The organism is Bacillus paranthracis, assembly GCF_001883995.1.
Classification (GTDB): Bacteria; Bacillota; Bacilli; order Bacillales; family Bacillaceae_G; genus Bacillus_A; species Bacillus_A paranthracis.
Window position 1 is genome coordinate 12,384 of sequence record NZ_MACE01000009.1, and the last position, 26,710, is coordinate 39,093.

The 26,710-nt window shown below is 36.2% G+C and carries 29 protein-coding genes; 17 read left to right on the forward strand and 12 right to left on the reverse strand.

Annotated elements, in window-relative coordinates; translation table 11 throughout:
• Nucleotides 1-156 precede the first annotated feature (156 nt).
• Entirely contained in the window at nucleotides 157-552 is a 396-nt protein-coding gene (gene spx / locus BAQ46_RS02350; protein ID WP_000258267.1) for a transcriptional regulator Spx, read from the forward strand.
• Between the two features lie 49 nt (nucleotides 553-601).
• Here the strand turns inward: spx and BAQ46_RS02355 are convergent, their stop codons facing one another.
• Complete coding sequence (locus BAQ46_RS02355) at nucleotides 602-1,276, reverse strand: TerC family protein (protein ID WP_000362603.1); 675 nt, start codon at nucleotides 1,274-1,276, stop codon at nucleotides 602-604.
• A 339-nt stretch (nucleotides 1,277-1,615) separates the two neighbouring features.
• Between BAQ46_RS02355 and mecA the strand changes: the two genes are divergently transcribed.
• The 4 genes from mecA (at nucleotide 1,616) to pepF (ending at nucleotide 7,118) form a co-directional block, all read left to right on the forward strand.
• A complete protein-coding gene (gene mecA, locus BAQ46_RS02360; protein ID WP_000350710.1) occupies nucleotides 1,616-2,299 on the forward strand; it encodes an adaptor protein MecA in 684 nt (227 codons plus the stop codon).
• Nucleotides 2,300-2,371: 72 nt separating this feature from the next.
• Nucleotides 2,372-3,916: a cardiolipin synthase gene (locus BAQ46_RS02365; RefSeq protein ID WP_000799204.1), complete on the forward strand. Its 1,545-nt coding sequence runs from the start codon at nucleotides 2,372-2,374 to the stop codon at nucleotides 3,914-3,916.
• 80 nt (nucleotides 3,917-3,996) lie between these two features.
• Nucleotides 3,997-5,241, forward strand: a complete 1,245-nt coding sequence (locus BAQ46_RS02370; protein WP_061131544.1) for a competence protein CoiA — start codon at nucleotides 3,997-3,999, stop codon at nucleotides 5,239-5,241.
• A gap of 50 nt (nucleotides 5,242-5,291) precedes the next feature.
• A complete protein-coding gene (gene pepF / locus BAQ46_RS02375; RefSeq protein ID WP_061131545.1) occupies nucleotides 5,292-7,118 on the forward strand; it encodes an oligoendopeptidase F in 1,827 nt (608 codons plus the stop codon).
• A gap of 117 nt (nucleotides 7,119-7,235) precedes the next feature.
• Here the strand turns inward: pepF and BAQ46_RS30535 are convergent, their stop codons facing one another.
• The 4 genes from BAQ46_RS30535 to BAQ46_RS02395 form a co-directional block, all read right to left on the reverse strand.
• A complete protein-coding gene (locus BAQ46_RS30535) occupies nucleotides 7,236-7,409 on the reverse strand; it encodes a hypothetical protein (protein WP_000754592.1) in 174 nt (57 codons plus the stop codon).
• Between the two features lie 229 nt (nucleotides 7,410-7,638).
• A complete protein-coding gene (locus tag BAQ46_RS02385; protein ID WP_000360652.1) occupies nucleotides 7,639-8,532 on the reverse strand; it encodes a ClpXP adapter SpxH family protein in 894 nt (297 codons plus the stop codon).
• Nucleotides 8,532-8,930, reverse strand: coding sequence for a globin domain-containing protein (locus BAQ46_RS02390; protein ID WP_000043380.1), 399 nt, complete (start codon nucleotides 8,928-8,930; stop codon nucleotides 8,532-8,534). Before BAQ46_RS02390 ends, BAQ46_RS02385 begins: the two co-directional genes overlap by 1 nt.
• Before the next feature lie 180 nt (nucleotides 8,931-9,110).
• Nucleotides 9,111-9,689 carry a CYTH domain-containing protein gene (locus BAQ46_RS02395; RefSeq protein ID WP_071741569.1) on the reverse strand — a complete coding sequence of 193 codons (579 nt, stop codon included), beginning with the start codon at nucleotides 9,687-9,689 and terminating at the stop codon, nucleotides 9,111-9,113.
• 146 nt (nucleotides 9,690-9,835) lie between these two features.
• Here BAQ46_RS02395 and BAQ46_RS02400 point away from each other — a divergent pair, with 146 nt between their 5' ends.
• The 4 genes from BAQ46_RS02400 to BAQ46_RS02415 are packed head-to-tail and all read left to right on the forward strand — an operon-like array spanning nucleotide 9,836 to nucleotide 12,601.
• Complete coding sequence (locus BAQ46_RS02400) at nucleotides 9,836-10,207, forward strand: UPF0738 family protein (protein WP_001180003.1); 372 nt, start codon at nucleotides 9,836-9,838, stop codon at nucleotides 10,205-10,207.
• A gap of 30 nt (nucleotides 10,208-10,237) precedes the next feature.
• A complete protein-coding gene (yjbM, locus tag BAQ46_RS02405; protein ID WP_001081482.1) occupies nucleotides 10,238-10,876 on the forward strand; it encodes a GTP diphosphokinase in 639 nt (212 codons plus the stop codon).
• Nucleotides 10,877-10,894: 18 nt separating this feature from the next.
• Nucleotides 10,895-11,692, forward strand: a complete 798-nt coding sequence (locus tag BAQ46_RS02410) for an NAD kinase (RefSeq protein WP_000673184.1) — start codon at nucleotides 10,895-10,897, stop codon at nucleotides 11,690-11,692.
• Between the two features lie 15 nt (nucleotides 11,693-11,707).
• Complete coding sequence (locus tag BAQ46_RS02415) at nucleotides 11,708-12,601, forward strand: RluA family pseudouridine synthase (protein ID WP_001079095.1); 894 nt, start codon at nucleotides 11,708-11,710, stop codon at nucleotides 12,599-12,601.
• A gap of 47 nt (nucleotides 12,602-12,648) precedes the next feature.
• On the opposite strand, the gene BAQ46_RS02420 is transcribed toward BAQ46_RS02415, so the two are convergent.
• From BAQ46_RS02420 to BAQ46_RS02450, 7 genes are all read right to left on the reverse strand, one after another.
• Nucleotides 12,649-14,037, reverse strand: coding sequence for a peptidase G2 autoproteolytic cleavage domain-containing protein (locus BAQ46_RS02420; protein WP_071741570.1), 1,389 nt, complete (start codon nucleotides 14,035-14,037; stop codon nucleotides 12,649-12,651).
• A 200-nt stretch (nucleotides 14,038-14,237) separates the two neighbouring features.
• Entirely contained in the window at nucleotides 14,238-14,978 is a 741-nt protein-coding gene (prpE, locus tag BAQ46_RS02425) for a bis(5'-nucleosyl)-tetraphosphatase PrpE (protein WP_000872681.1), read from the reverse strand.
• A gap of 74 nt (nucleotides 14,979-15,052) precedes the next feature.
• Nucleotides 15,053-16,213, reverse strand: a complete 1,161-nt coding sequence (locus BAQ46_RS02430; RefSeq protein WP_000654692.1) for an FtsW/RodA/SpoVE family cell cycle protein — start codon at nucleotides 16,211-16,213, stop codon at nucleotides 15,053-15,055.
• 142 nt (nucleotides 16,214-16,355) lie between these two features.
• Nucleotides 16,356-17,291, reverse strand: coding sequence for a glycosyltransferase family 2 protein (locus BAQ46_RS02435; RefSeq protein WP_000427737.1), 936 nt, complete (start codon nucleotides 17,289-17,291; stop codon nucleotides 16,356-16,358).
• Nucleotides 17,292-17,297: 6 nt separating this feature from the next.
• Nucleotides 17,298-18,056 (reverse strand): class I SAM-dependent methyltransferase, encoded by a 759-nt coding sequence (locus tag BAQ46_RS02440; RefSeq protein WP_001004741.1) that lies wholly within the window; start codon nucleotides 18,054-18,056, stop codon nucleotides 17,298-17,300.
• Between the two features lie 136 nt (nucleotides 18,057-18,192).
• Nucleotides 18,193-19,038, reverse strand: a complete 846-nt coding sequence (locus tag BAQ46_RS02445; RefSeq protein WP_000428847.1) for a TylF/MycF family methyltransferase — start codon at nucleotides 19,036-19,038, stop codon at nucleotides 18,193-18,195.
• Between the two features lie 122 nt (nucleotides 19,039-19,160).
• Nucleotides 19,161-20,003, reverse strand: a complete 843-nt coding sequence (locus BAQ46_RS02450) for a BclA C-terminal domain-containing protein (protein ID WP_071741571.1) — start codon at nucleotides 20,001-20,003, stop codon at nucleotides 19,161-19,163.
• Nucleotides 20,004-20,168: 165 nt separating this feature from the next.
• Here BAQ46_RS02450 and BAQ46_RS02455 point away from each other — a divergent pair, with 165 nt between their 5' ends.
• The 8 genes from BAQ46_RS02455 to rfbD all read left to right on the forward strand — a co-directional run bounded on the left by BAQ46_RS02455 (nucleotide 20,169) and on the right by rfbD (nucleotide 26,641).
• Nucleotides 20,169-21,269 carry a glycosyltransferase gene (locus BAQ46_RS02455; protein WP_000932900.1) on the forward strand — a complete coding sequence of 367 codons (1,101 nt, stop codon included), beginning with the start codon at nucleotides 20,169-20,171 and terminating at the stop codon, nucleotides 21,267-21,269.
• Between the two features lie 150 nt (nucleotides 21,270-21,419).
• A complete protein-coding gene (locus BAQ46_RS02460; protein WP_001087862.1) occupies nucleotides 21,420-22,109 on the forward strand; it encodes a class I SAM-dependent methyltransferase in 690 nt (229 codons plus the stop codon).
• Nucleotides 22,106-22,792, forward strand: a complete 687-nt coding sequence (locus BAQ46_RS02465) for a glycosyltransferase family protein (RefSeq protein WP_001272381.1) — start codon at nucleotides 22,106-22,108, stop codon at nucleotides 22,790-22,792. Before BAQ46_RS02460 ends, BAQ46_RS02465 begins: the two co-directional genes overlap by 4 nt.
• Before the next feature lie 12 nt (nucleotides 22,793-22,804).
• Nucleotides 22,805-23,485, forward strand: a complete 681-nt coding sequence (locus BAQ46_RS02470; protein ID WP_000654997.1) for a glycosyltransferase family protein — start codon at nucleotides 22,805-22,807, stop codon at nucleotides 23,483-23,485.
• 14 nt (nucleotides 23,486-23,499) lie between these two features.
• Entirely contained in the window at nucleotides 23,500-24,237 is a 738-nt protein-coding gene (locus BAQ46_RS02475) for a sugar phosphate nucleotidyltransferase (RefSeq protein WP_000676174.1), read from the forward strand.
• 8 nt (nucleotides 24,238-24,245) lie between these two features.
• Nucleotides 24,246-24,791, forward strand: a complete 546-nt coding sequence (gene rfbC / locus BAQ46_RS02480; protein ID WP_000451992.1) for a dTDP-4-dehydrorhamnose 3,5-epimerase — start codon at nucleotides 24,246-24,248, stop codon at nucleotides 24,789-24,791.
• A 15-nt stretch (nucleotides 24,792-24,806) separates the two neighbouring features.
• On the forward strand, nucleotides 24,807-25,775 hold the full coding sequence (rfbB, locus tag BAQ46_RS02485) for a dTDP-glucose 4,6-dehydratase (protein WP_001024147.1): 969 nt from the start codon (nucleotides 24,807-24,809) through the stop codon (nucleotides 25,773-25,775).
• An 11-nt stretch (nucleotides 25,776-25,786) separates the two neighbouring features.
• Nucleotides 25,787-26,641 (forward strand): dTDP-4-dehydrorhamnose reductase, encoded by an 855-nt coding sequence (gene rfbD, locus BAQ46_RS02490; RefSeq protein WP_071741572.1) that lies wholly within the window; start codon nucleotides 25,787-25,789, stop codon nucleotides 26,639-26,641.
• Nucleotides 26,642-26,710 lie beyond the last annotated feature (69 nt).

Genomic DNA, 26,710 nt, shown 5'->3' on the forward strand with positions numbered 1-26,710 from the left:
TTAAAAGTAATTGTTGTTTACTAAAAGTTGTTGCTTACATGAAAAGCAATTTTTGCACTTTGTTTTAAGACAAGGTATCGCGAAAAATTGCTGAATTTAGAAATTTAAACTGTAATTAGTACAGAATTTGTACTCTTTAAGGAGAGTGAGCTTTGTATGGTAACATTATATAGTTCTCCAAGCTGTACGTCTTGTAGAAAGGCGAAATTATGGCTAGAGGAAAATCATATTCCTTATACAGAACGTAATATTTTCTCAGATCCATTAACGATTGAGGAAATTAAAGAGATTTTACGTATGACAGAAAGCGGAACGGATGAGATTATTTCTACTCGTTCGAAAGTTTTCCAAGAATTAAATGTAAACTTAGAGTCTTTACCACTTCAAGATTTATATAAGATGATTCGTGACTATCCAGGGATTTTACGTCGTCCAATTATGATTGACGAGAAACGCCTTCAAGTAGGTTACAATGAAGACGAAATCCGCCGTTTCTTACCACGTACAGTAAGAACGTTCCAATTACGTGAAGCACAGCGTCTTGTAAATTAATTATAATAATATGAAAACCTTCTACCTATTATATAGTAGAAGGTTTTTTTTAATGTTTCAAATTTCGTAATCGAACTCGTTGAACGATAAAGCCGATGCATAAGATGGTGAAAATAAATAAGTAAGGAATGCCTGCAGTGAAACTTGGGTTGTTATGAAAAAAGGTTGCAAGTCTGTCTTCATGTGTGACCATTTTTCCTGCTGTATAAGCGAGAATTGCTGCCCCGCAATAAATGAGGAGTGGAAAGCGTTCCATAAGTATTAAAATGAGTTTGCTGCCCCAAATAATAATCGGGATAGAAATGAGTAAACCGATTATTACGAGTAAAAATCTTCCGTGAGCTGCCCCTGCAATGGCGATAACGTTGTCAAATCCCATAACAAGGTCCGCGAATACAATTGTACGCACAGCTTGAAATAAAGTTGTTTTTCCTTGAATAGAAGAAAGATCGTTGCTATTATCAGTTAGTAAATTTACTGCAATGAATGTAAGTAAAATGCCCCCGATAAGTTGCAGAAATGGAATGTCGAGCAAATAGACAGCTAGTATAGTAAGGATAATTCTTAGTACGATTGCTAAAAGAGTACCGATCAAAATAGCTTTATTTCGTTTCGATTCAGGTAAATTTCGGCTAGCTAGTGCGATGACAATTGCGTTGTCACCACCTAATACAACATCGATACCGACAATCATTAGTACAGATGTTAAAAACTCTAAGTCCATTCGTCTGCCTCCATTTATGATGTTTTAATAAGCGAACTATATGTATGTGGTGAAAAAGACTAAAGCATCTTCTCTAATAAAAGTTTCACTTTATTACAGTGTACGGGGGAAGATGGAAATGTATGTCCAAATTTTTTATAAGTGAGGCATCGCGACAATGATATATTTGTGTATACCATTGAATGAAGATAGGTATATAACTATTTTTGTAAAATAAATCGATTTTATTTCCATTCTGGAGAATCTTATCATAAAATGAGAGTACAAGAATCTATTGATTTGTCATATGAGTGGGGAATCCCTTCATAACAATTCTAAGCAGGAAGGGAGAGTTGTATTTTGGATATTGAAAGAATTAATGATCATACGATGAAATTTTTTATTACGTACATTGATATAGAGGACAGAGGCTTTAATCGTGAGGAAATTTGGTATGACCGCGAAAGAAGCGAAGAGCTCTTTTGGGAAATGATGGACGAAGCTCGTGATCATGACGATTTCTTTATTGATGGGCCGTTATGGATTCAAGTGCAAGCAGTCGATAAAGGGATTGAAGTACTTGTAACGAAAGCAGAACTTTCAAAGGATGGACAAAAGCTAGAACTACCAATAGGTGTAGATAAAATTATAGACATTCCTCTAGATGAAGGTATTGAATCATTATTCCAGCAAGAATTAGTGGAAGAGGTAGAGGAACAAGCAGGTACAAACTTTAACGAAGATGGTACGTTTGGCTTTTTAATTAAGTTTAATGATTTTGAAGATGTCATTTCATTAAGTCATCGTCTTATCTTTGAAGATATAAAAGATGAGCTGTATTCATTTGAGGACCGCTATTATGTATATGTGGAATTCGATGAAGTGCTACATGATGAAGAAGAAATTGATCGCATTTTAAGCATTGTTTTAGAATACGGGGAAGAATCAACTTTAACAATTCATCGTGTAAGTGAGTATGGGAAACAAATTGTGAAAGAGCATGCGCTTGAAACAATTCGCAATAATTTTCCTGCTAAAACGTAGGCCGATTTCTGTAGTATGAAATCGGCTTTTTATATGAAGAATAGGAAAGCTTTCTTAGTAAGGAGGTAAGAGATGAAAAATACGTTAAAGTTGATTTTCTTTGTTTTACTATTGTTCGCATTATTTGTGTCATTACGTATGTTTATTGATGTAGCGTTTTATTCGGATGTAATTGGGATAAAAGATGTTTCGATTTTAGGTATTATTAGTATTTTATTTACGGTATCTGCATTTTTAATTGGTTGCGTTATTTTCTTAGAGAACCGTCATCCGTCAAAAACACTTACATGGCTCATTGTGTTAGGGATTTTTCCGGTATTTGGATTCTTCGCTTATTTATTATTCGGACAGAACTTTCGGAGGAAGAGAATGTTCCAAAAGAAGGCGTTGCTCGATGAACAAGCGTTTTTACAATATAAGGGGCATGAAGATTACGAAGAACGGATTTTGCGCAATCATAAGCATCAAGAGCTGTTATTTCGTTTAGCGGATCGCTTAGGCGCTTTAAATATTTCATTTCAAACTGAAACGAGAACATTAACAAATGGAGATGAAACGTTTCAGGCTATTTTAGATGGATTAAAACGAGCGAAACATCACATTCATATGGAATATTACATTGTGCGTGATGATAAACTTGGAACAGAAATTAAAGATATTTTAATACAAAAATCAAAAGAAGGCGTAGTCGTTCGTTTTTTATATGATGCGGTTGGAAGTTTTAAATTATCAAAATCATATATTGAAGAATTAAACGACGCAGGTGTCGAAATGATTCCGTTCTTCCCTGTACGTTTTCCGATTTTAAACGATAAGATTAATTATCGAAATCACCGAAAAATCGTTATTATTGATGGGAATGAAGGATTTGTAGGTGGATTAAATATTGGTGATGAATATTTAGGAAAGGATAAGTACTTCGGCTTTTGGCGAGACACGCATTTATATTTGCGTGGGGAAGCTGTGCAAAGTTTGCAGCTTATTTTCCTTCAAGATTGGTTTTATATGACTGGCGAGGCTGTGCTAGCCCCTGAATATTTACAAGCGAAAGCAGTTGAGGGGGAGCATTGGGGCGGCGTGCAGCTCGTTGCAGGTGGGCCGGATAATAAATGGGAAACAATTAAACATTTATATTTTGCCATGATTGCTTCTGCGCGGAAATCCATTTGGATTGCAACGCCGTATTTCATTCCGGATGATGATATTTTATCCGCATTAAAAGTAGCGGCACTTGCTGGTATTGATGTTCGGTTGTTAATGCCGAGTAAGCCTGATAAGAGAACTGTCTTTTACGCATCGAGATCGTACTTCCCAGAGCTTTTAGATGCAGGGGTAAAGATATATGAATACGAAAAAGGTTTTCTCCATAGTAAAGTTGTCATTGTCGATTCTGATTTAGCTTCAATTGGGACAGCAAATATGGATATGAGAAGTTTTCATTTGAACTTTGAAGTAAATGCCTTTTTATATGATACAGATAGCATTCGAAAACTTGTTCAAGATTTTAAAGACGATTTAGAAGAATCAAGTGAAATTCATGTCGATCGTTTTCATAAAAGGCGTCTTCATAGACGAATCGTTGAATCAACGTACCGGTTATTATCGCCTTTATTATAAAAAGAGATGTCCAAAATTGGGACATCTCTTTTTTAAAAGGAATTTGTAATAAATTGTAGAATATAAGGAGCTGAAAGGGTGTGATTCCAATATTTATCGCAAAAAGAGAAAACGGAGAAAAAATTCATCTACTCGATCATCATGATGAAGAGCTTTTACACCATATGCGTAAAAGGGAAAGTTTCTTTTGCATAGCTTGCGGGAAGGAAGTACTAATGAGATTAGGAAAACAAAAAAGGTGGCATTTTGCTCATAAGAAAGTAGATTCATGTTTAGCCTTTTATGAAGCAGAATCTACATATCATATGTACGGTAAAGAATTGTTATATCGGTGGTTCAAACGTCAAAATGTTCATGTAGAGATAGAGCATTATCTACCAGAGATTCAGCAACGACCGGATATTTTTATAGAGAGAGCAGGGAGAAAAATTGCGATTGAATATCAATGCGCCAATCTTTCTATAGAGCAGCTCTGCAAACGAACCTATTCGTATTGGAAAGCTGGTATACAAGTCATTTGGATTATTGGTGGAAATCAATTGAAAAAGCACTCTGCATACTGGATGAAATTCTCCTCAATTATGGCTTTCTCCTTACAATCTTATCCTCAGCCACTTCTTATTTTCTTCTGTTCGAAACAAAAATCATTTATGAAATGCACGTTTATTACATCATTTTCTACAAGCGTTGCTTTTTCACATATTATATATTTACCAATTGAAACGACTACTTTTGAAATGCTCTTTTCTCCTGTTCCTTTCCAAAGGGAAGTATTAAACCGAGAATGGAAGAAGCGAAAGGATTATTTTCGTCAAAACGCTTTGCCCATCTTGAAGTATAATGATAAGTCACTATTACGCCTCTTATATCAATGTAAATGTACCCCAGCAAATTTTCCTTCTGAAATTGGTGTGCCACTCCCGTCCTCATTTGCTTTTCAAACAAATTCATTTATATGGCAAGCTTTTCTATATATGAAGTGTATAGGTGAGCTTGCGGTAGGGGATTGTATTTCCCTCAAGTACGTGTGTAGTTATATAAAAAAGTATACGAAAAGGCGTATGCTCCCGTACTTTTCACAGCATATATGGAAAGTGGCAGTTACTGAATATATGACATTTTTATGTTATGTAGGTGTCTTGCAGAGAGTAGGGACTTATAAGTACCGGAAAATACGGGGGATATCCATGTTAAAAACAGAGGAGGAAGTTATGAAATATGATGAAAGGAGTTTAGCGTATGCCTTATCTTTATTTGAGGCAAAGTACAACATGAGAGAAGGAAAAGCGGATATAATAAAGACTAATCGTGAAGGAATTACATAAGAAAAATCGAATTGTATGTAAGTAGAGATATTTAAAGGAGGGCTTAAAGCATGTCTGAACAAAACACAACAAAAACATTACCGGATCGTAACGAAATTGAAGAATCAAGTACGTGGCGATTAGAAGATATTTTCCAAACAGATGCAGAATGGGAACAAGAATTCCAAGCTATTAAAGAGCTATTACCGAAGTTAACTGAATTTAAAGGGAAACTTGGTGACTCTGCGAACAATTTACTTGAAGCATTGCAATATGAAGATGAAATTTCAATGCGATTAGGTAAGTTATATACATATGCACATATGCGTTACGATCAAGATACAACAAACTCTGTGTATCAAGCGTTAAATGATCGCGCGACAAATTTATATTCACAAGTATCTAGTAGCACAGCATATATTGTGCCTGAAATTTTATCGATTTCAGAAGATACATTGCAAACATTCTTGAAAGAAAATAGAGACTTAAGTGTATATGAACATGCGTTAGAAGAAATTACGCGTCAACGCCCTCACGTATTATCTGAAGCGGAAGAGGCTTTATTAGCAGAAGCATCTGAAGTAATGAGTGCGTCAAGTAATACATTTGGTATGTTGAATAATGCGGATTTGAAATTCCCATCTATTAAAGGTGAGGATGGAGAAGAAGTAGAAATTACACATGGCCGTTACATTCAGTTTTTAGAAAGTGATGATCGTCGTGTGCGTGAAGATGCATTCAAAGCTGTATATGAAACGTACGGGAAATATAAGAACACATTTGCAAGTACGTTAAGCGGAGCTGTGAAGCGTAATAACTTTAATGCACGCGTTCGTAAATATGACTCTGCACGTCAAGCAGCATTAAGTAATAATAATATTCCTGAAGCGGTGTATGATCAACTTGTTCAATCTGTAAATGACAATTTACACTTGCTACATCGTTACATTGATATTCGTAAGCGAGCACTAGGGCTTGATGAGCTTCATATGTATGATTTATATACACCACTTGTACCAGAAGTGAAAATGAATGTGAAGTATGAAGAAGCGCAAGACATGTTATTAAAGTCTTTACATGTACTTGGTGATGAATATGTTGATATTTTGAAAGAAGCATATGAAAATCGCTGGGTAGATGTGTATGAGAATAAAGGAAAACGAAGCGGAGCATATTCATCTGGTGCCTATGGAACAAATCCTTATATTTTAATGAACTGGCATGATAATGTAAATAATTTATTTACACTTGCTCATGAATTTGGCCATTCTGTCCATAGTTACTACACAAGAAAAACGCAGCCGCACGTATACGGGGATTATTCAATCTTTGTTGCGGAAGTAGCATCAACTTGTAATGAAGCGCTTCTAAACGATTATTTATTAAAAACGACAGAAGATAAGAAAGAGCGTCTATACTTATTAAATCATTATTTAGAAGGATTCCGTGGTACTGTATTCCGTCAAACGATGTTCGCAGAGTTTGAGCATATTATTCATAAGAAAGTACAAGAGGGACATGCGGTAACACCAGACATGCTAACGGAGATCTACTATGATTTAAATAAGAAATATTTCGGTGATGCTTTAGTAATTGATGAAGAAATTGGTTTAGAGTGGTCTCGTATTCCGCACTTCTACTACAACTATTACGTATACCAATACGCAACAGGATTTAGTGCAGCAACGGCTCTATCTAAACAAATTTTAGAAGAAGGGCAACCAGCAGTAGAACGTTACATTAATGAGTTCTTAAAAGCAGGAAGCTCAGATTACCCAATTGAAGTGCTGAAAAAAGCTGGAGTAGATATGGCATCTCCAGAACCGGTAAAAGAAGCATTGCAAGTATTTGAAGAGAAATTAAATGAATTAGAAGCATTATTATTTGAAGAGAAGTAATAGAAAAGACGAGGAATTTGCCTCGTCTTTTTCTTGATGTCATTTTGTCGATATTTGTCGAGAAAATAAATCGAATTGTCTTCTTTTTTCTAAACTAGAAGGCAGTTTTACAGTTCATTAAAACCCTTTAAATCGTTTTTTATGGTTGAAATAAGAGAGAGCGATGACAATGACTCCAAATAAAAGAGGAAAGGCAATCATTTTAGGAAAAGCTTGTAGTAGGGAGAGGATGTACAAGAAAAAAGAAACAATGATAGCTAGAATGATAAGTAAAATATACGTTTTTTTCATACAAAACACCTCCAAAATAGCTTTTTTATAGCTTATTCAAAAATGAAAACGTTTAGAATGTGACAAAAGTGTGAAATTCGACAAAAGGGGTTGTCATCTGACGTCGAATCTTGTAATATAATAAGCGTGAACGAATTCACATACAAACATATACCCCTTTGTTTGAACGTGAAAATTTCTCCCATCCCCTTTAATATTTTTATAAGCCGTAAAGAAAAAGACCTGGTGTTTACACCAGGTCTTTTTCTTTTGCTATCCATTTCCAATAACGCTCACATTTTACGTCAATCATTTGTACTTTTCGTTTCAGTTGTAATTTTTTTAGTTCACGTTCAATTTCTTGCTTCGAGCAGTCATATATAAATGCTACTTCTTTTGAAGAGATAAATTGTGTCGCTTCCAGTAATACTTCTAAAGGTGGTAATGGCTCTGGCTCGATTTCACATTTTACAAGTTCTTTCAATAATTGTACGTAGACGTCGTAGGAATACGTTCCAGCGATTTTAATACCTTCTTCATCTGAATTTGCATGAAAGAATACGAGAGAAGGTATTTCTGTAATATGCATCTCATTTGTGAATTTTAAGTCACATTGGAAAGCCTTTTTTGCGCTAGCGGAATATAGGTCTTTTTTAAATTCTTCTACATCAATATTGCTATCTTTTGCGCATGCAAGTAATAATTCGCAGTCAGGATTTGATACATTTTCAAGGAAAATGTATTCTTGGAGTTTTCGCAAAAACTTCGAACCTGCTTTTCGGCCCTGCAACTCCGCTGCTTTAATTGCCATCGAAACTAAATATGGTGTTGACGATGCTTCTTGCATATGTACCTTTCCATCACATGAAAAACCTTGTAAACTTGTTGTCTTTTCCCACACAAATCGAATATTAGCAGGTTTATTCCATTTGTGTGAGGAAGCGTTCGTTCCGTCCACTTTTCCTGTTACGATATGACGAATAGAGAAGTATTTCCCGTATTCAAGCCATAGTTTAATAATAAAGGGCTCAATTTCCCAGCAATCTTTACAAAGTGGATCAATAAATAAATATGCTTCTACAGACTTATGCTCACATGCGGAAGGAGATGGCATATTGATATGCTTTGCTTCCTGTTTATCCATTATATTTCACCTGTTTCGTCTGGAGTATTAACCATATGCTGAGCAGTTAATGCTAAACGTTCAAAAACGAACTCTCTTATATGACCGTGCACTCCTGTGTCATCCATTGCTTGCTCCATGCACGATAGCCAAGCCTCTGCTCGTTTTGGAGTAATCTCAAACGGGAGATGGCGTGCTCTTAACATAGGATGACCATGTTCTTCCGTGTACAAATTAGGACCACCTAAATATTGTGTTAAAAATTGCTTCTGCTTCCTAGCTGTTTCTGTTAAATCATCCGGGAAGATGGGAGATAGGTCAGGGTGTTTACTGACATAGGAATAAAATGTGTCTACTAATATTGCAATGCATTGTTCACCGCCAATTGCTTCAAATGGTGTCATCGGTTGCTTGCTCATCCTTTTAAACTCCTTTTTCCATGAAATGTATATCTATTGTAGCAATGGAATGTTAGGGAGGGCAAATAAACCGCCTTCATAACGTTCTTTGCTTATTCTACAGATGTAAAAGAATCTTTTCTTTTTCAAAAAGTGAGATGTATCCACTAGTAGAACGTATTCACTAGTGGAATTTTCACTTTAGCGTGCTTTGTTTTGTTTGGCAAGGAAAAAGCGTTTTACTTTATTATTTGTATGACGGATTGGTATGTCGTGTTGCTTTAACAAATGAATAAAGGCAGCTTTGCCTGCTTCTTCATCTTGCACTTCAAATTCAATTTCATAATCATCGTGATTGTAATAGAAACTATGATCAAAGACAAGCGTTCCGCCTTCAAATAGTGTTTCGGCTCTTTCAGTTGTTAAACTACCCATATAAGTTAAAGCAGAAACAGGAATTTGTAATGTGTGTAGTTGATCTACTACAGCGCCTTGAATAATTGTATTTGTTTCCATCATCAATCTTGCTTCATCTGTTGTTATAACTTGATGCGTTTCTAACAAGCCGACCTCTGCAGGTTGTTTTAATGTTAATGTATAAGTTTCTCCTTTATGACGAATACGAAGTGCAGAGCCAGCTTTTTTTAATGAGAAGCTCGGTGTTTCAAAGTAGTGATTCACCTGTTTCGTAAATCCTTCAATAGAGAATGATTTACATAATGTATTGAATTCTTCTTCTGTAACAATATTTTTAAATTCAATTTCAATTTCTTGTGTCATTGTATGCGCGCTCCTTTTGAAAAATAATTCTTTACACATTATCGCTTTTTCACAAATTTGGTTCAATGTTTTATTTGTTTGCGTCCATGTTATGATACAATAATACTGTTAAGTAAGACAGGAAGTTGAGATGGAGGAGTTAGAGCATGCAAAATAAAATCCAAGTTAAGAGCGTAGAAAAGAGAGAGAATGCTCTTATTTTTTGTGCGGAAAATAGTGAAATAGAGGTAAAGGAGTTAAGTGCGCGTAATCACGTACTTGTAGACTCAGATAATTTATCATTTTTATATATCTTAGAAAACGAATCATCTTTCATTTATGTAAGCATTCCGCATACATGCTGGGAAGCAATGCATGAAGCGATGAATAACGACGTGGTTATGTTCGTTCGCGTGAATGACATTGAAATGGAATTAGAAGGTTTAAAAGAAGAAGTAGAATATTTAGTTGAAAATATTGAAGGTAATGCAAATTACGGAGAAGAACTAGTAACTGCTGTAGAAAAAGTATTTCTATAAGCAAATGGATTGATTTTGGTGGTGGTTGAAATGAATCGAAATTGGGAAGAATTTTTAGCACCTTACCACCAAGCGGTGGCAGAGCTGAAAGTGAAACTAAAAGGAATGCGTACTCAATTTGCAATGTTAACAGAGCATTCTCCAATTGAGTTTGTAACAGGAAGGGTAAAGTCTGTTGCAAGTATTATTGATAAAGCGGAGAAGAGAAATGTACCGTTAGACAGGCTAAGAGAAGATATGCAAGATATCGCGGGCCTTCGAATGATGTGTCAATTTGTTGATGAGATTAAGCCTGTTGTAGAATATCTTCGAAAACGAAATGACTTTGAAATCGTGGAAGAACGTGATTACGTCACGCAGAAGAAAGATAGCGGTTATCGTTCTTATCACGTTGTCATTAGTTACCCAGTTCAAACGATTCAAGGTGAACAAAAAGTATTGGTAGAAATCCAAATACGTACGCTAGCAATGAACTTTTGGGCAACAATTGAGCATTCTTTAAATTATAAATATAGTGGACGTTTTCCTGAAGATATTAAAATACGCTTGCAACGTGCAGCGGAAGCAGCATTTTTATTAGATGAAGAAATGTCTTCTATCCGTCTTGAAATTCAAGAAGCGCAGAAAGCTTTTTCAAGAAAGCAAGAAACGAAAGATTCCGAATCATAAACTAAAGGGTGTTGGGCGATGAAATTTACAATTATGTCAAAGGGAGATCAATCATCAGATGCACTGGCAAGCACGATGAAAGAATACTTGCTAGATTTTGGATTTATAATGGATGAAAAGGAACCCGATATTGTAATTTCTGTTGGGGGAGATGGAACGCTTTTATATGCGTTTCATCGTTATTATAATCGATTGGATGAAACAGCATTTGTTGGTGTACATACAGGGCATTTAGGTTTCTATGCAGATTGGTTACCGACAGAAGTAGAGAAATTAGTAATTGCAATTGCTAAAACACCATTCCAAGTGGTGGAATATCCGCTTTTAGAAGTGATTATTCGCTATGTGAATGGGAGTAAAGAGTCGCAGTATTTAGCGATGAATGAAGCGACTGTAAAAAGTGCAGAAGGTACATTAGTAACAGAAGTGGAAATACGCGGAGAGTACTTTGAAACGTTCCGCGGGGATGGCCTTTGTATTTCTACTCCTTCGGGAAGTACTGCGTATAATAAGGCGCTTGGCGGAGCAATTATTCACCCTTCTATTGAAGCGATTCAAATTGCGGAAATGGCATCTATTAATAACCGGGTGTTTCGTACGGTAGGTTCGCCGCTCGTATTGCCGAAACATCATACATGCGTGCTGAAGCCGACGGCAGGAATGAACTTACAAATTACGGTGGACCATTTAACGATGGTTCATCAAGATGTGAAATCAATTCAGTATCGCGTGGCAAATGAGAAAGTACGATTCGTTCGTTTCCGTCCATTTCCGTTCTGGAAACGAGTTCGTGACTCGTTTGTTGCAGATAAATAGAAAGGGTTTATATATTTGAACAGATTTACATTGAAATGGGATATAGACTCGGCTGAGGAAGGAACTTTAGTTAGAGAATTTTTAAAAACAAAAGGAATCTCCAAAGCTGCATTAACGGATATAAAGTTTCATGGCGGATCTATAGAAGTAAATGGTCAACATGCGAGCGTTCGTCATCAGTTGCAAGCTGGTGAAGAATTACGTGTCTTTTTTCCAGTAGAGGAAAGAAGTGAAGGGATGATTGCTGAAGATATTCCTTTATGTATCGTATATGAAGATGATGCAGTTCTTGTCATAAACAAAGAGGCAAACATGTCAACGATCCCGTCTAGAGAACATCCGGCAGGAAGTGTTGCGAATGCGCTCTTATCTCATTATGATAAGCGACATCTTACAAGTACGGTTCACATCGTAACGAGGTTAGATCGTGATACTTCAGGGCTTATGCTTATTGCAAAAAATCGTTTCGTACATCATCTTTTATCGAAACAGCATCAACAAAAAGCTGTGAAAAGAACGTATGAAGCGATTGTTCACGGTGAGATGGTAGAAAGAGAAGGAACGATTGACGCACCGATTGGACGAAAATCGGATAGCATTATTGAGCGAACCGTTTGTGAGGAGGGGCAAAGAGCCGTTACTCATTTTAGAGTGATCGATAGTGTCAATCATAAGACGCACGTATCACTTGAGCTCGATACAGGGAGAACGCATCAAATTCGTGTGCATATGGCGTACATAGGACATCCGCTACTTGGCGATAATTTATATGGTGGAAAAAGAGATGAAATGAAACGACAAGCGCTTCACAGTACATCCTTGACGTTTTATCATCCTATTTTAGAGAAAGAAATGTCTTTCACTACACCGATTCCAAGCGATATGCAAGCGGTATTAAGACATACTTAAAAAGGGAACAAAATTCTTATGTAATGAAGAATTTTGTTCCCTTTTTCTTAGCGGAATAATATTAAAATTTGATTGTCGCCCGTGCGCTTTATAACGAAAAAGCCACTTTCAGATTTTGTAGCAATGCCATCGTTATTTGGACGACAATATCCATGCGTTTCGCAAGTACCGTCATCACGTACTAACATTTGTCCGATTAATCCGACAGGAAGCCACTCGTTACGGTCTTTTCTTGCTATATATTTGCAAGCTGGATCCCATTCTGTATTTAAAAGAGGTTGTATGTCTTGCGATTCCGTACGTACATATTGACGTTTTCCGAAGCTATCTGTTTTATAGCGTTTTTGCCAACTTAAAGCACCGCTATTTCCTATAAGAGCGGGGGTGGCACTAGATATTCCTAAGATGAATGAATCGTTTGAAGTAGCGATTCGAATTTTTTCTTCGCTACTAAATGTAACGAAATAACCTACATCAATAAAAGTATTGTCTACTGTTTCAAACATTTGCGCAAAATCAGTTCCGCTTGCATTGTAAGAAGCGCCCTCAATGTACATTTCTCCATTATGAGCAAGCCACTTTGCACCGATATTATGATCGGTTTCATTTGTGCCGTTTGCAATAAACCAAGAATAAGATTCATCTGCTGTGCCGAAGCGCCCCATAATATGGCTACCTGCAAAATGAGCTGTTGATGTATGATTACCTTCCGCATGAGAAGAGAATCCGTTAGCGATAGTCGCGGTTCCTTCTGCATGTGCTGCTTCGCCTAAAGCGATTGTATGTTTACCTTCCGCATGAGAATAGGAGCCACCTGCTGTCGTTTCACTTCCTTCACTATGGGAACTATGTCCAGTTGCTTTTGTTTTTGATCCTTCTGCATGAGAGAAAGAACCTTTTGCATGTGTCAGAAGTCCTTCTGCATGTGAAGCTGTACCCTCTGCATGAGAGTGAAGACCCTCTGCATATGCATACCGCCCATCTTTTTTTACTTTTGTATTTTCAGATGTAGGGGTCTGAATGATAATCGTTTTTTCTGTTTGTATATCACCTGATGGTGCTAATGCTTCTTTAATTTTTTTTACTTGATTTATAATAGCAGCTGGAATTTCTGCTTCCGCTTTTTTATTTATTGCTACAGGGCTGTTTTCTTCTGTATTCTTCTCTACTTGCTCAGAAGGCACAATCTGTTCAATATGAGTAGAGAGAGGTTTATTTTTTTGCTGCATCTTTGCTTTTCTATTATCAATTATGCGGCTCATTACAGCATTCTGTAATGAGACATATTTTGGTCTATCTTTGTTTTTTGTGGAAGCCTCTTGTTCTTCCAGTTCTTCTACAGCTGCAGCTCGAATGCTGCACCAGTTGTTAATTCCGTACATGGGCAGATAAAAAGGCGGGCATTTTCTTTTTTGTTTAGAAGATTTTTTCTTCATTCTGTCACCTCCTGCGACAGTATATGCCGTGTCATTAAAAAAAGATGCACTTTATTGCATCTTTTTTTAATGACTTTACCCAATTTTTATCCCACTTTAATGGGCGGGCTGCCCATTAAAGTGGGATTGGTGAGGGCTGATTAAAGTTTCACTTTATATGAGAGACGCCTAAAAGATACGGTAATCCTTACACATATGAGTTATGAAATTGGGCGGAATTTCTCAGGGACAAAAGGCAGGGAGGAAGGAACGGAAACAATCTCCATTTCAGGATAACGTAGTCCAGTTAGTTTGCCACCAAATACAGCACCAGTGTCAATATTGACTGTATGATTTACAAAGCGAGGTTCTTTTACGGGTGTATGTCCATATACAACCCAAGATGTTCCTTTATACTCCTTCGCCCAGTCGCGACGGACAGGTGAACCGTCAGCATGTTTTTCTCCTGTAATATCGCCGTATAATACAAAGGTTTGTACTTTTTTATCTTTTCTTCCTATGTAATCTTGCCGAATGCCGGCGTGACACACAATTAACCTTTTTTCATCGAGTACGTGATATAAAGGGGATTGCTCGTAAAGTGTGATGAATTTTTCTTTTATCATGTTTTGTTGATGAGAAGGTAGTGCTTCATATTCGGCAACAGTTGTTTCGAGTCCATGAGCGATTGTCACATTACGTCCAAGGAAAAATCGGTATAGTTTATTGCAGTGATTTCCCGGAGCGTAATACGCTACTTTTTTATTTATGACAAGTTCCCATACAATTTCAATCATACGTAATGAATGAGGACCGCGATCTGTGATATCGCCAACAAAAGCAAGCTTGCGTTGATCAGGGTGAATCGGTAAGTCACTATTCCAGTTATATCCGAGTTTTTTCGTTAAATCTTGAAACTCTTGGAAGCATCCATGAATATCCCCTATAATGTCATATTTCATATTTAAACCTCCATCATATTTTTCATTAGTATATCTAAAAAAGGATAGAGATAAAAATATACCGTTTTTGTGCTTCAGTTGAACATAAAGATTTTCGTTCTTGAGCGGACGTTTAAAACAAATCCAATCGCTATCATGTATGTGAGTAAGGAGCTTCCTCCGTAGCTCATAAGGGGTAGTGTGATGCCTGTAATAGGTAGTAATCCGATTGTCATCCCGATATTTTGAAATACTTGAAAAGTAAACATTCCGATTGTACCAGCGCAGATGTAACTTCCGAAAGGGTCATTACTTTCTATAGCGATATGAATCATGCGGAAAATAAGTAGGAAAAAAAGCGCAATAATGACGCTTGCGCCTAAAAATCCGAATTGCTCAGCGACGTTCGTGAAAATAAAATCTGTATGTGGTTCTGGAAAGTATACTTGTCCATTTTCCCAACCTTTTCCTTGCATTTCCCCTGATCCGGTAGCTAAGAAAGCTTGTCTTAATTGATAGCCTTGCGCATCATATTTGTATGGCGCTAACCAGCCGTAGAAGCGATTTAGTTGATATTCTTGTAAAATGTGTGCTTTAAAGAATTTTGTATGAGTGAAAAAAATATACGTTAATGTAACGCCAGCTGCAAAGATACCGGAAGCTATCCCGAAAATAAAACGCCAACGTATACCAGAAACTAATATCATTGCTGCAAGCATAGCTGAAATTACCATTGTGTTTCCTAAATCAGGTTCCTTTGCGATAAGTAGTAGGGGCGGCAAACTTGTTGCGCATATTTTTCCGAGTAATAAAAAATCATCGTGTATTGTTCGGTAAAAATATTTCTCATTGTGATTTGCTATAATTCGTCCGGTGACGATAATTAAAAACAATTTCATAATTTCAGAAGGCTGGAAATTTCCGATGCCTGGGAGCCTGTACCAAGCGGTCGCACCTTTAATTGTAATGGCACCTGGTACTTGAAGTTCTAGTCCAATTAGTAGTACCAATGCAAAGCTATATAAATACCAAGCAATTTTTTGATAACGATCGAAATCGATAATCATAATAACACCAATGGCTATGAATCCAATGAAGTACCACTGGATTTGCTTTAATACAAAATTTACATTTTGCAAAAATGGTGGTAAAGAGGCTTGTGCACTTGCAATTGCAAAGCAACTAACAGTCCCAATGGCAAATAAAATGCATAGTAATACGTAGTCTATTTGATATTGAGAATTTGGATCTTTCAATGTATGTATTCCTTTCTATCGCCTAGTAAATATATGGGTTATGTCATGAAAAAAATAATATACAAGCAGACTATGCATACATTTATTCCACTATTTGCGGGAAGTCATACATCACAAGGGAGGAATTCCCCCTTGTGATGGATTAGATTGCATGGAGTTCTTTTGTAACTATATTCAAACAATGAGAAAGGCGAGTATGTGTATCGGTCGTTGGAATGAGTTCTGGATATAGCTGATAAAATGTTGTAGCGTTTTTATACCATTCGCAAGCTTTTAACAGACTCGTTTTGTAATAGTCAGTCTCTTGTAGAAAACCATATTTTTTTGAATGTAAAACGAGATGTGAAAAATCTTCGCAACCTTCAAGGTATTTGTGATGTACTTGCTGTCCCGTATGAAGGCGGAAAGAACTTAAAGGTTCCGTAATATAGATTGCATCACCTTTGGAAAGTAAACTGATCCAAGAAGCCATATCCACACTACAATTATAATTTCTCCCATTTAAAGTACCGAAAGGTTCTGTTAATAGGCGTTTTCGAAAGAGTACAGTCGTAGGTTCACCAATAATATTTTGTCCTAGTATAAGCATATGGTTTCCAAGATCTTTCCCATTTAATAGAGTATCTTCATCATATAATCTGTTCATGGAGGGGTGTTGTTCAATTATCTCTCCATCATCATTAATCCAAGTACGATAAGATGTAATAAGTGCGAGATTTTGATCTAAGTCTTTTTGGAAATAAAACATCATTTTTTCAATTTTATTATTATAAAATATATCATCGTCCATTAAGAAATTTATGTACTCTCCATTTGATTGTTCTAAAAGCATAAGGGCGTTATGAAATTGTCCTAAAGTAGAGGGGTTTCGAATGTACGTTATATGTTTATGCTTATGTAAATAATCTCTGTATATTAATTTTTCTGTTTCATTATTTGTGCTATCGTCTCCTACAATAATTTCAATATTTGAATACGTTTGTGCTAATGCACTTTCTAGAGCAATTTTAAAATAATGTGGCCGATTATAGGTAGGAATAAGGATGGAAACGAGAGGTACATTTTTTATGTTTTCCATATACAACTACCTTTCAGAAATTTTCTGTGTAAGAATAATATCTTGATAACTTGTGTGTTCAGTTCTGCCACACCATGAACCATAATGGGGAGGAGTCTGCATTTCTAGCCCATATTTATTTAATAGAGTACGAATATCTTCCTCAAGATAGGCAACTGCGAAATTCGGGATATCTTTATTTAGAACATAGCAATTGTCAATTTGATGGTAAAAACCTAACGGACTTAGTCCTGCATTTAAGTAATAGGAAGATTCAGGATTAATTAAAAAGAAAGTAATAAAACATCTCCCATCTTTTTTCAGAACTCGTGCAATCTCGCGTACGTAATGTTCTAATTCTTTCGGAAGAAGATGGGTAAATACAGACGTTAAAAAAATAAAATCGAATGATTCATCTTCATATGGAAACTTGTATTGGGAAGCATCTTCTTTTCCATCGGGATTGTAGAATTGGTTATATATATCGACATGTTCAAAATGGAAATTGTTACGGCGTGTTGAAATGTTATTTTTGCACCATGTAATTCCCTTATTAAATAAGTCAAATCCATAATAATTACCATCATCGCTTAAATAGTTCATTAATGGAACCGCCATCCGGCCGATACCACAGCCTACATCTAACACTGTTTCATTTGATTTTAAATTGCCAATTTCAATAAAATACTGCATAAACTCTTTTCCAACTTCTTCAAAATGACCACCTACATATTGAACAAGTTCTGGAGGTGGGATTAATGTGATTTTTTTCTCATTTTCGTTCAAAAAATTCACACCTTTCTTATAGTAAAGTAGGAAATTTCTACTTTATATTGAGGGGAGCTTTGCTTTTATTCATTACAAGATTGGTTTTCATGAATTAGTAGTATAATAGTACCCCTCAACTAAATATTTTTTTGTTCTATTCTTTTCTCCAAAAAATACCGAAATCATCGATTTGAGTCATAGGAGTTTTTATGTTTCTTTCACTTCTGAAATCTGTTACAGCCTCTGCGCATGTTATCAGTCCATAATCATCAATAATAATAAAGCCACCTATTGAAACTTTATCGTATAAATTTACAAGACTATCCATCGTTGATTCATACATATCACCATCAAGGCGTGCAATTGCAATTTTTTCTATCGGTGCTGAAGGCAATGTATCTTTAAACCAACCCTTTAAAAATTTCACCTGATCATTTAATAAATCATATTTTCTAAAGTTTTCTTGCACTGTTTCTAAAGAAACTCGTAAGTAATCGAATGTGTGCAAATAATCACCGTAATCTTTCGGATATTGTTCTAAGTTAGGTGCGGGCAGACCTTCAAACGAATCGGCAACCCATACAGTACGATCCTTAATGTTGTTTGCTTGTAAAAACCCATTCATAAAAATGCATGATCCTCCGCGCCATACACCAGTTTCAATAAAATCACCTTCTATATTTTCCCTGACTACAGTTTCCATCGCTTCTTGTAATTGATTCATACGTTTTCGCCCAACCATACTATGTGCAGCTCTTGGCCAATCCTTGCCACCTTGACGCTCATTGTTTGAAACGTTAGGATTAACGATTTTTAAATTGTGATTTTCTATATACTGCTTAAGAAATAAAGGAAGGGGAACCGTAACTGGTTCATATGATAGTTCTTTAGAAATATGTAACGAAGCAGGTAAGTATGGTTCGTATTCCAACCATATTTCAAATAAAATTGTTTTCTTTAATAACTCGAGATAAAGCTGGACAGCCGATTTATTTTCCATATAAGTGCCTCCTGAAGAATGTCATACAACATTATGACTATGTAGAAAAGAAGGATTTAATGATTGAATTTACCAATGAAAAAGCAGTAAAACTGATATCAGTTTTACTGCTAAGTAAAAATTTAAGCGATTTTTTCAATAATAATGGATGCACTCGTACCAAGAGCTAATGATAATCCAAGCCCTGTAACAATTACTTCAACTAATGATGGAGTTGTCGTAATTTGCGTAATTGCTTGAATAACGATAGGTGCTCCAAGTGAGATTAAACTTGATCCAGTACCTGGTACAGGTACTCCATTCACTTGGATTGTAAGACCTCCTAATGCACTGACTGTTGCAGTATTAGCGATAACAGTAATTTTATAGAATCCAGTTTCACTAATTACGAAAGTATCAGCATCTAATTGAGAAATTGCTGTACCAAACTGAGATCCAACAGTATTAAATGGTAGTGGATCATTAATTCCTAGATCTAAAGAAATCCCACCGGAGTTAAATGCATATAATCCTGCTGGAAGTCCTAGCCCTGATGGTCCAGTCGGTCCAGTTGGCCCAGTCGGTCCGGTAGCCCCAGTCGGTCCAGTAGCACCAGTTGTACCAGTTGGCCCAGTCGGTCCAGTAGCACCAGTGTCACCAGTTGGCCCAGTTGATCCAGTCGTACCAGTTGTACCAGTTGGCCCAGTTGGTCCAGTCGTACCAGTTGTACCAGTTGGCCCAGTCGGTCCAGTAGCACCAGTTGGTCCAGTTGTACCAGTTGGCCCAGTCGGTCCAGTCGGTCCAGTTGGCCCAGTTGGTACAGTTGGCCCAGTCGGCCCAGTTGGTCCAGTCGGTCCAGTTGGTCCAGTCGGAAGGGTAAACGGTGGTATTGGTGGTAATGTTGGTCCTACAAGATTAGGGTCAAATGCACTAGCTGATAAAGATTCATCGGGATTCAATCCATCTGAATAATTATTATTTGACATAAATTCACCTCCATAAAGCGTTCATTATATAGTAGATGCAAAACCGAAAGAAAATGACACGGACATTTGAATTATTGAAAAGAAATCTTAAACTGCTTGTGCAAGTTAAAAAAGTGGAAAGTTTATTGTATGTATAACATATGATTGATTTGGAAGAGGGTGATTATGTTGAACAAGCAAGGAATTACAATTAGTTTATGTATGATTGTTCGAGATGAGGAAGATACAATAGGTCGATGTTTAGATGCAGTCGAAAAAATTGTTGATGAAATTATTATAGTTGATACAGGTTCCATTGATCGAACGAAAGAAATTGTAGCTCAATATACCTCTAACATATATGACTTTCCATGGATTAATGATTTTGCAGCAGCAAGAAATTTTTCTTTTTCAAAAGCAACGCAAGAGTATATATTGTGGCTAGATGCAGATGACGTATTATTAGAAGATGCTCAAGAAGCATTGAAACTTTTAAAAAGAGAATTAGATCCTAAAATTGATGCTGTTTCGATGCCGTATCATCTTGCATTGGATTCTAGCGGGAAACCTTTATATTGTACAAAAAGAAATCGACTTGTAAAGCGTGAAAAACAATTTCAATGGTTTGGAAAGGTTCATGAGTATTTAGCTATTTCTGGTGAAACTTTTAGTAGTAATGTTGCTATTACACATAAAAAAGAAAAAAAGGTAACAAATCGTAATTTGAAAATTTTTCAAAATGCTGTAGCTGCAGGAGAAGAATTGAGTCCGAGAGATTTATTTTATTACGCTAATGAATCTATGGATAACCAAAAATATGATGATGCAGTTATGCTATATGAAACATTTCTTAATCAAGATGAAGGATGGTATGAAGAGAAAATTTATGCATGTGGTAAGTTAGGAGATTGCTATGCAAAGCTTGGATCATGGGAAAAGGCAATTGAATCTTGCGTGAAGTCGTTTCGATATGATGTTCCTAGAGGGGAGAATTGTACAAGAATAGGATATATATATATGGAACAACAAAAATATAACGAAGCGATATTTTGGTTTAAACTTGCAACGGAAGTACCAATGGCGACGGAGAGTCCATTTCATAGTCCAGCGAGCTACACATGGCTTCCCTATTTACAAATGTGTATTTGTTATAGCAAGTTAGGAGATCAAGACAAAGCTTATTATTACAACGAATTAGCGGCTGCTTATGTTCCAAATAATGCTGCAATCGAATATAACCGCAAATATTTTCGGAGTGTTTTTGATAAACAATATAAATCGTTATAGGCAGCTTTTTTAGAAATGGCTCATCGCGATTCTAACTCTAATAGATTGGCTATATAGTAAAGTATCGGCAATGTAACTAGTACAGGTTACATTTATAGACTTTAAATGAGATTTATATTTCAAATTCAATTTGCATAAGGAGTGTGTAAAATGAATTCCCCAAAAAATTCTTTATACGAAGAAAAGTCTGGGCATTATTATAATGCAGTGAATCCGAATTTATTAAAGCATATAAAAAAGGAATGGAAAGAAGTTCTTGATATCGGTTGCTCGAGTGGTGCATTGGGAGCTGCCATAAAAGAAAATGGCACACGTGTATCTGGAATTGAGGCATTCCCAGAGGCGGCAGAACAAGCAAAAGAAAAACTAGATCATGTCGTTTTAGGCGATATAGAAACAATGGATATGCCGTACGAGGAGGAGCAATTTGATTGCGTTATATTTGGTGACGTATTAGAGCATTTATTTGATCCTTGGGCTGTAATAGAAAAAGTAAAGCCATATATAAAAGAAAATGGTGTGATTTTAGCAAGTATACCAAACGTTGCTCACATTTCAGTATTAGCACCGTTACTTGCTGGAAATTGGACGTATACAGAATATGGTTTATTAGATAAAACGCATATTCGTTTCTTTACATTTAATGAAATGCTCCGAATGTTTTTAAAAGCAGGATATTCGATTAGTAAAGTAGATCGTGTATATATTGATCATAAAGTGTATGAACCGTTAATTGAGGAGTTATATGGAATTTGTAAGAAATATCGTCTTGGAAGTGGCTTCATGGCTGAGACGGTCGTATTTCAGTATATTATTGAAGCAGAAAAATCACAGTTATGAGTGCTGGTGAAAAAACAATATTATTTGTTACGTGTATAAATGATCGGAAAATGTATGCACAGTGTGTACGGCATATATTGAGATTGGCAGTGCCTCCAGGATATATTGTACAATTTATGCCAATTCGGAATGCGAAAAGTATGACGAGCGGATATAATCAAGCGATTTCGCATCCAGCGAAATATAAAGTATATATACACCAAGATGTTTTCATTATGAATGTGGCATTTTTATACGGATTACTTCAATTATTTAACGAACATGAACATCTTGGAATGATTGGAATGATTGGAGCCCAGTATGTTCCTCCAAACGGGATATGGAATGAAGGCAAGGGAGTTGTTGGGAAAGTAATTGGTTATATGAACGATTTATTTTATATGGCAACGCAAGAACAACCGTACCATGAGTCAAAAACATTTATGCCTGTGGAATGTATAGACGGTTTATTGATGGCAACGCAATACGATATTCCGTGGCGAGAAGACTTGTTTGATGGGTTTGACTATTATGATGTATCTCAGTCATTTGAATTTAGAAAAGCTGGCTATACAGTTGGGGTTCCTGTACAGCGTGATGCGTGGTGCATTCACTATCATATTGATGTAAATATGACCAACTATGACAAGTATAGAAAGATATTTGTGGAGAACTATATGTCAGATGTAAATCAAGACGAATAGAGGGGCTACAAAATGAAGGATCGTACAATATTAGTTGTTGTCTGTGTAAATAATGAAGAGCTATTTGAACAATGCGAGAGACAAATAAGAAACCTTTTTGTTCCCCCTGATTATGTCGTGCAAATTTTTCCGATACGAGATGCGAAAAGTATGGCAAGCGCATATAACCGAGCGCTTTCATATCCCGCGAAGTATAAGGTTTATATACATCAGGACACTTATCTTATTAATCGAGAGATGTTTTATACACTTATTTCTCTGTTTAAAGATAATGAAAAGCTCGGCTTAATTGGAGTAGCTGGAGCCCAATTTTTACCGAGTAACGGGATATGGTGGGAAGGGAAAAATTTAGTAGGGAAAGTGATTGAGTATAGAAGACGGAATTATCAACTATTAAATTTAGATCAGGGGTTTTATGGAAGCCAATCTTTTATGTCGGTGCAGGCAATTGATGGCTTATTCATGGCAACGCAGTATGATATTCCGTGGCGAGAAGATTTGTTTCAAGGGTTCCACTTTTATGATGTATCACAGTCTTTAGAGTTTCAAAGGGCTGGTTATTTAATTGGTATCCCAAATCAATCAAATTTATGGTGTATTCATTATAACGGAGATGAATTTGATGCGGATACATATGAGAAAGATCGAAAAGTGTTTGTAGAACAGTATAAAGATATATTATCTCCATCATAAGGGAGAGATGCAGAGTGAAAGGGATTATTTTAGCAGGCGGTACTGGATCGAGGTTATACCCAATAACGAAAGTAACGAATAAACATTTGCTTCCTGTTGGACGCTATCCAATGATTTATCATGCGGTATATAAGCTAAAACAATGCGAGATTACAGATATTATGATTATTACAGGTAAAGAGCATATGGGAGATGTTGTTAGTTTTTTAGGAAGCGGTCAAGAGTTTGGCGTGTCCTTTACGTATCGTGTGCAAGATAAGGCTGGTGGAATTGCGCAAGCATTAGGGCTTTGTGAAGATTTCGTTGGGAATGACCGCATGGTAGTTATATTAGGTGATAATATTTTTTCGGATGATATTCGTCCGTATGTTGAAGAGTTTGCAAATCAAAAAGAAGGTGCGAAAGTACTGCTGCAATCTGTAGATGATCCGGAGAGATTTGGCGTAGCAAATATTCAAAACGGCAAAATAATTGAAATTGAAGAAAAGCCGAAAGAGCCGAAAAGTTCCTATGCAGTCACAGGAATTTATTTGTATGATTCGAAAGTCTTTTCTTATATAAAAGAATTAAAACCTTCCGCAAGGGGAGAGCTTGAAATTACAGATATCAATAATTGGTATTTAAAACGTGAGGTACTTACTTATAATGAAATGAGCGGTTGGTGGACTGATGCAGGAACTCATGTTTCTCTTCAAAGGGCGAATATGTTAGCGCGGGATATAAACTTTGGTAAACAGTTTAACGGAGAATAGGTGAGAATATGGAAGTTATAGAAACAAACTTTACCGACGCAAAATTGTTAGAACCGAGGTTATTTGGAGATGAGCGTGGCTTTTTTACTGAAAGTTATAATAAGAAGGTGCTAGAAACATTAGGAGTTACGTATTCATTTGTACAGGATAATGTTTCGTATTCGACAGAAGCGGGAACGATTCGGGGGTTACACTTTCAAAAAAATCCGAAAGCACAAACGAAACTTATTCAAGTTATGCAAGGAGCAATTTATGACGTTATCGTTGATTTGCGAAAAGATTCACCAACGTTTAAACAATGGAGAGGATATATTTTAAGCGCGGATAATCATCGGCAATTATTAGTGCCAAAAGGATTTGCACATGGTTTTTGTACACTTGTCCCGCATACTATTGTTATGTATAAAGTAGATGAGTATTATAGTGCTAATCATGACTCAGGGGTACTTTGGAATGATAAAGACTTAGCAATTCCATGGCCGGTAACAAGCCCTATTTTGTCTGATAAAGATCGAATATTACCATCGCTTCAGGAATGTGAAGATAGTTTTTGAGTAGGAGAGTTGTGTATGAATATATTAGTAACAGGTGGGGCCGGATTTATTGGAAGTAATTTTGTGCATTATATGTTACAAAGCTATGAAACATATAAAATTATTAATTTCGATGCATTAACATATAGTGGAAACTTAAATAATGTAAAGTCTATTCAAGATCATCCGAATTACTATTTTGTAAAAGGTGAAATTCAAAATGGAGAGCTGCTGGAGCATGTTATTAAGGAACGTGATGTGCAAGTCATTGTCAATTTCGCAGCTGAATCACATGTGGACCGTAGTATTGAAAATCCGCTTCCTTTTTATGATACAAATGTAATTGGGACAGTCACCTTATTAGAATTAGTAAAAAAATATCCGCATATTAAACTCGTGCAAGTATCAACGGATGAGGTGTATGGATCTTTAGGAAAAACAGGGCGATTTACCGAGGAAACCCCGTTAGCTCCAAATAGTCCATATTCTTCAAGCAAAGCGAGCGCTGATATGATAGCTTTATCTTATTATAAAACATATCAATTACCAGTTATCGTAACGCGTTGTTCCAATAACTACGGGCCGTATCAATATCCTGAAAAATTAATTCCGTTAATGGTTACGAATGCGCTCGAAGGAAAAAAATTACCGTTATATGGCGATGGATTAAATGTAAGAGATTGGCTACATGTAACGGATCATTGTCGTGCGATTGACGTTGTTTTGCATAAGGGACGTATAGGAGAAGTATATAATATAGGTGGAAATAATGAAAAAACAAATATAGATGTTGTGGAACAAATTATTACTCTCTTAGGAAAAACGGAAAAGGATATTGAATATGTGACAGATCGTTTAGGACACGACCGCCGTTATGCGATTGATGCAGAGAAAATGAAGAATGAATTTGATTGGGAACCGAAGTATACGTTTGAGCAAGGGTTACAAGAAACGGTGCAATGGTATGAGAAGAATGAGGAATGGTGGAAACCATTAAAAAAGTAAGGGGCATATAAATGAGAGAACGGATTATCATAACAGGAGCAAATGGTCAATTGGGAAAGCAACTACAAGAAGAGTTAAATCCTGAAGAATATGACATATATCCATTTGATAAAAAGTTACTAGATATCACAAATATATCCAAAGTGCAGCAAGTAGTACAAGAAATAAGTCCACATATCATTATTCATTGTGCAGCGTATACGAAGGTTGATCAAGCTGAGAAAGAACGAGATCTTGCTTATAGAATAAATGCAATAGGAGCTCGAAATGTAGCAGTTGCCTCACAATTAGTAGGGGCAAAGTTAGTTTATATTAGTACGGATTATGTATTTCAAGGTGATAGACCGGAAGGGTACGATGAATTTCATAATCCATCACCGATAAATATATACGGAGCTTCTAAGTATGCGGGAGAGCAGTTTGTCAAAGAGTTACATAATAAATATTTTATCGTTCGCACATCGTGGCTGTATGGTAAGTATGGCAATAATTTTGTGAAAACGATGATGCGGTTAGGGAAAGAAAAAGATGAAATATCAGTTGTAGCGGATCAAGTTGGCTCTCCTACGTATGTGGCAGATTTAAATACGATGATTAATAAGCTTATTCACACTTCTCTATACGGTACGTATCACGTATCCAATAGAGGTTCATGCTCTTGGTTTGAATTTGCAAAGAAAATATTTTCGTATGCAAATATGAAAGTGAATGTGTTACCTCTTTCAACCGAAGAATTTGGGGCTGCAGCAGCAAGGCCGAAATATTCTATTTTCCAACACAACATGCTGCGATTAAATGGTTTTTTACAAATGCCTTCTTGGGAAGAAGGATTAGAGCGTTTTTTTATAGAAACAAAAAGTCATTAACAATTTTCAGTTAATGACTTTTTTGTTTGCCTTTAAGAGGTTTTATGTTACTATAATTATAGTATCAGG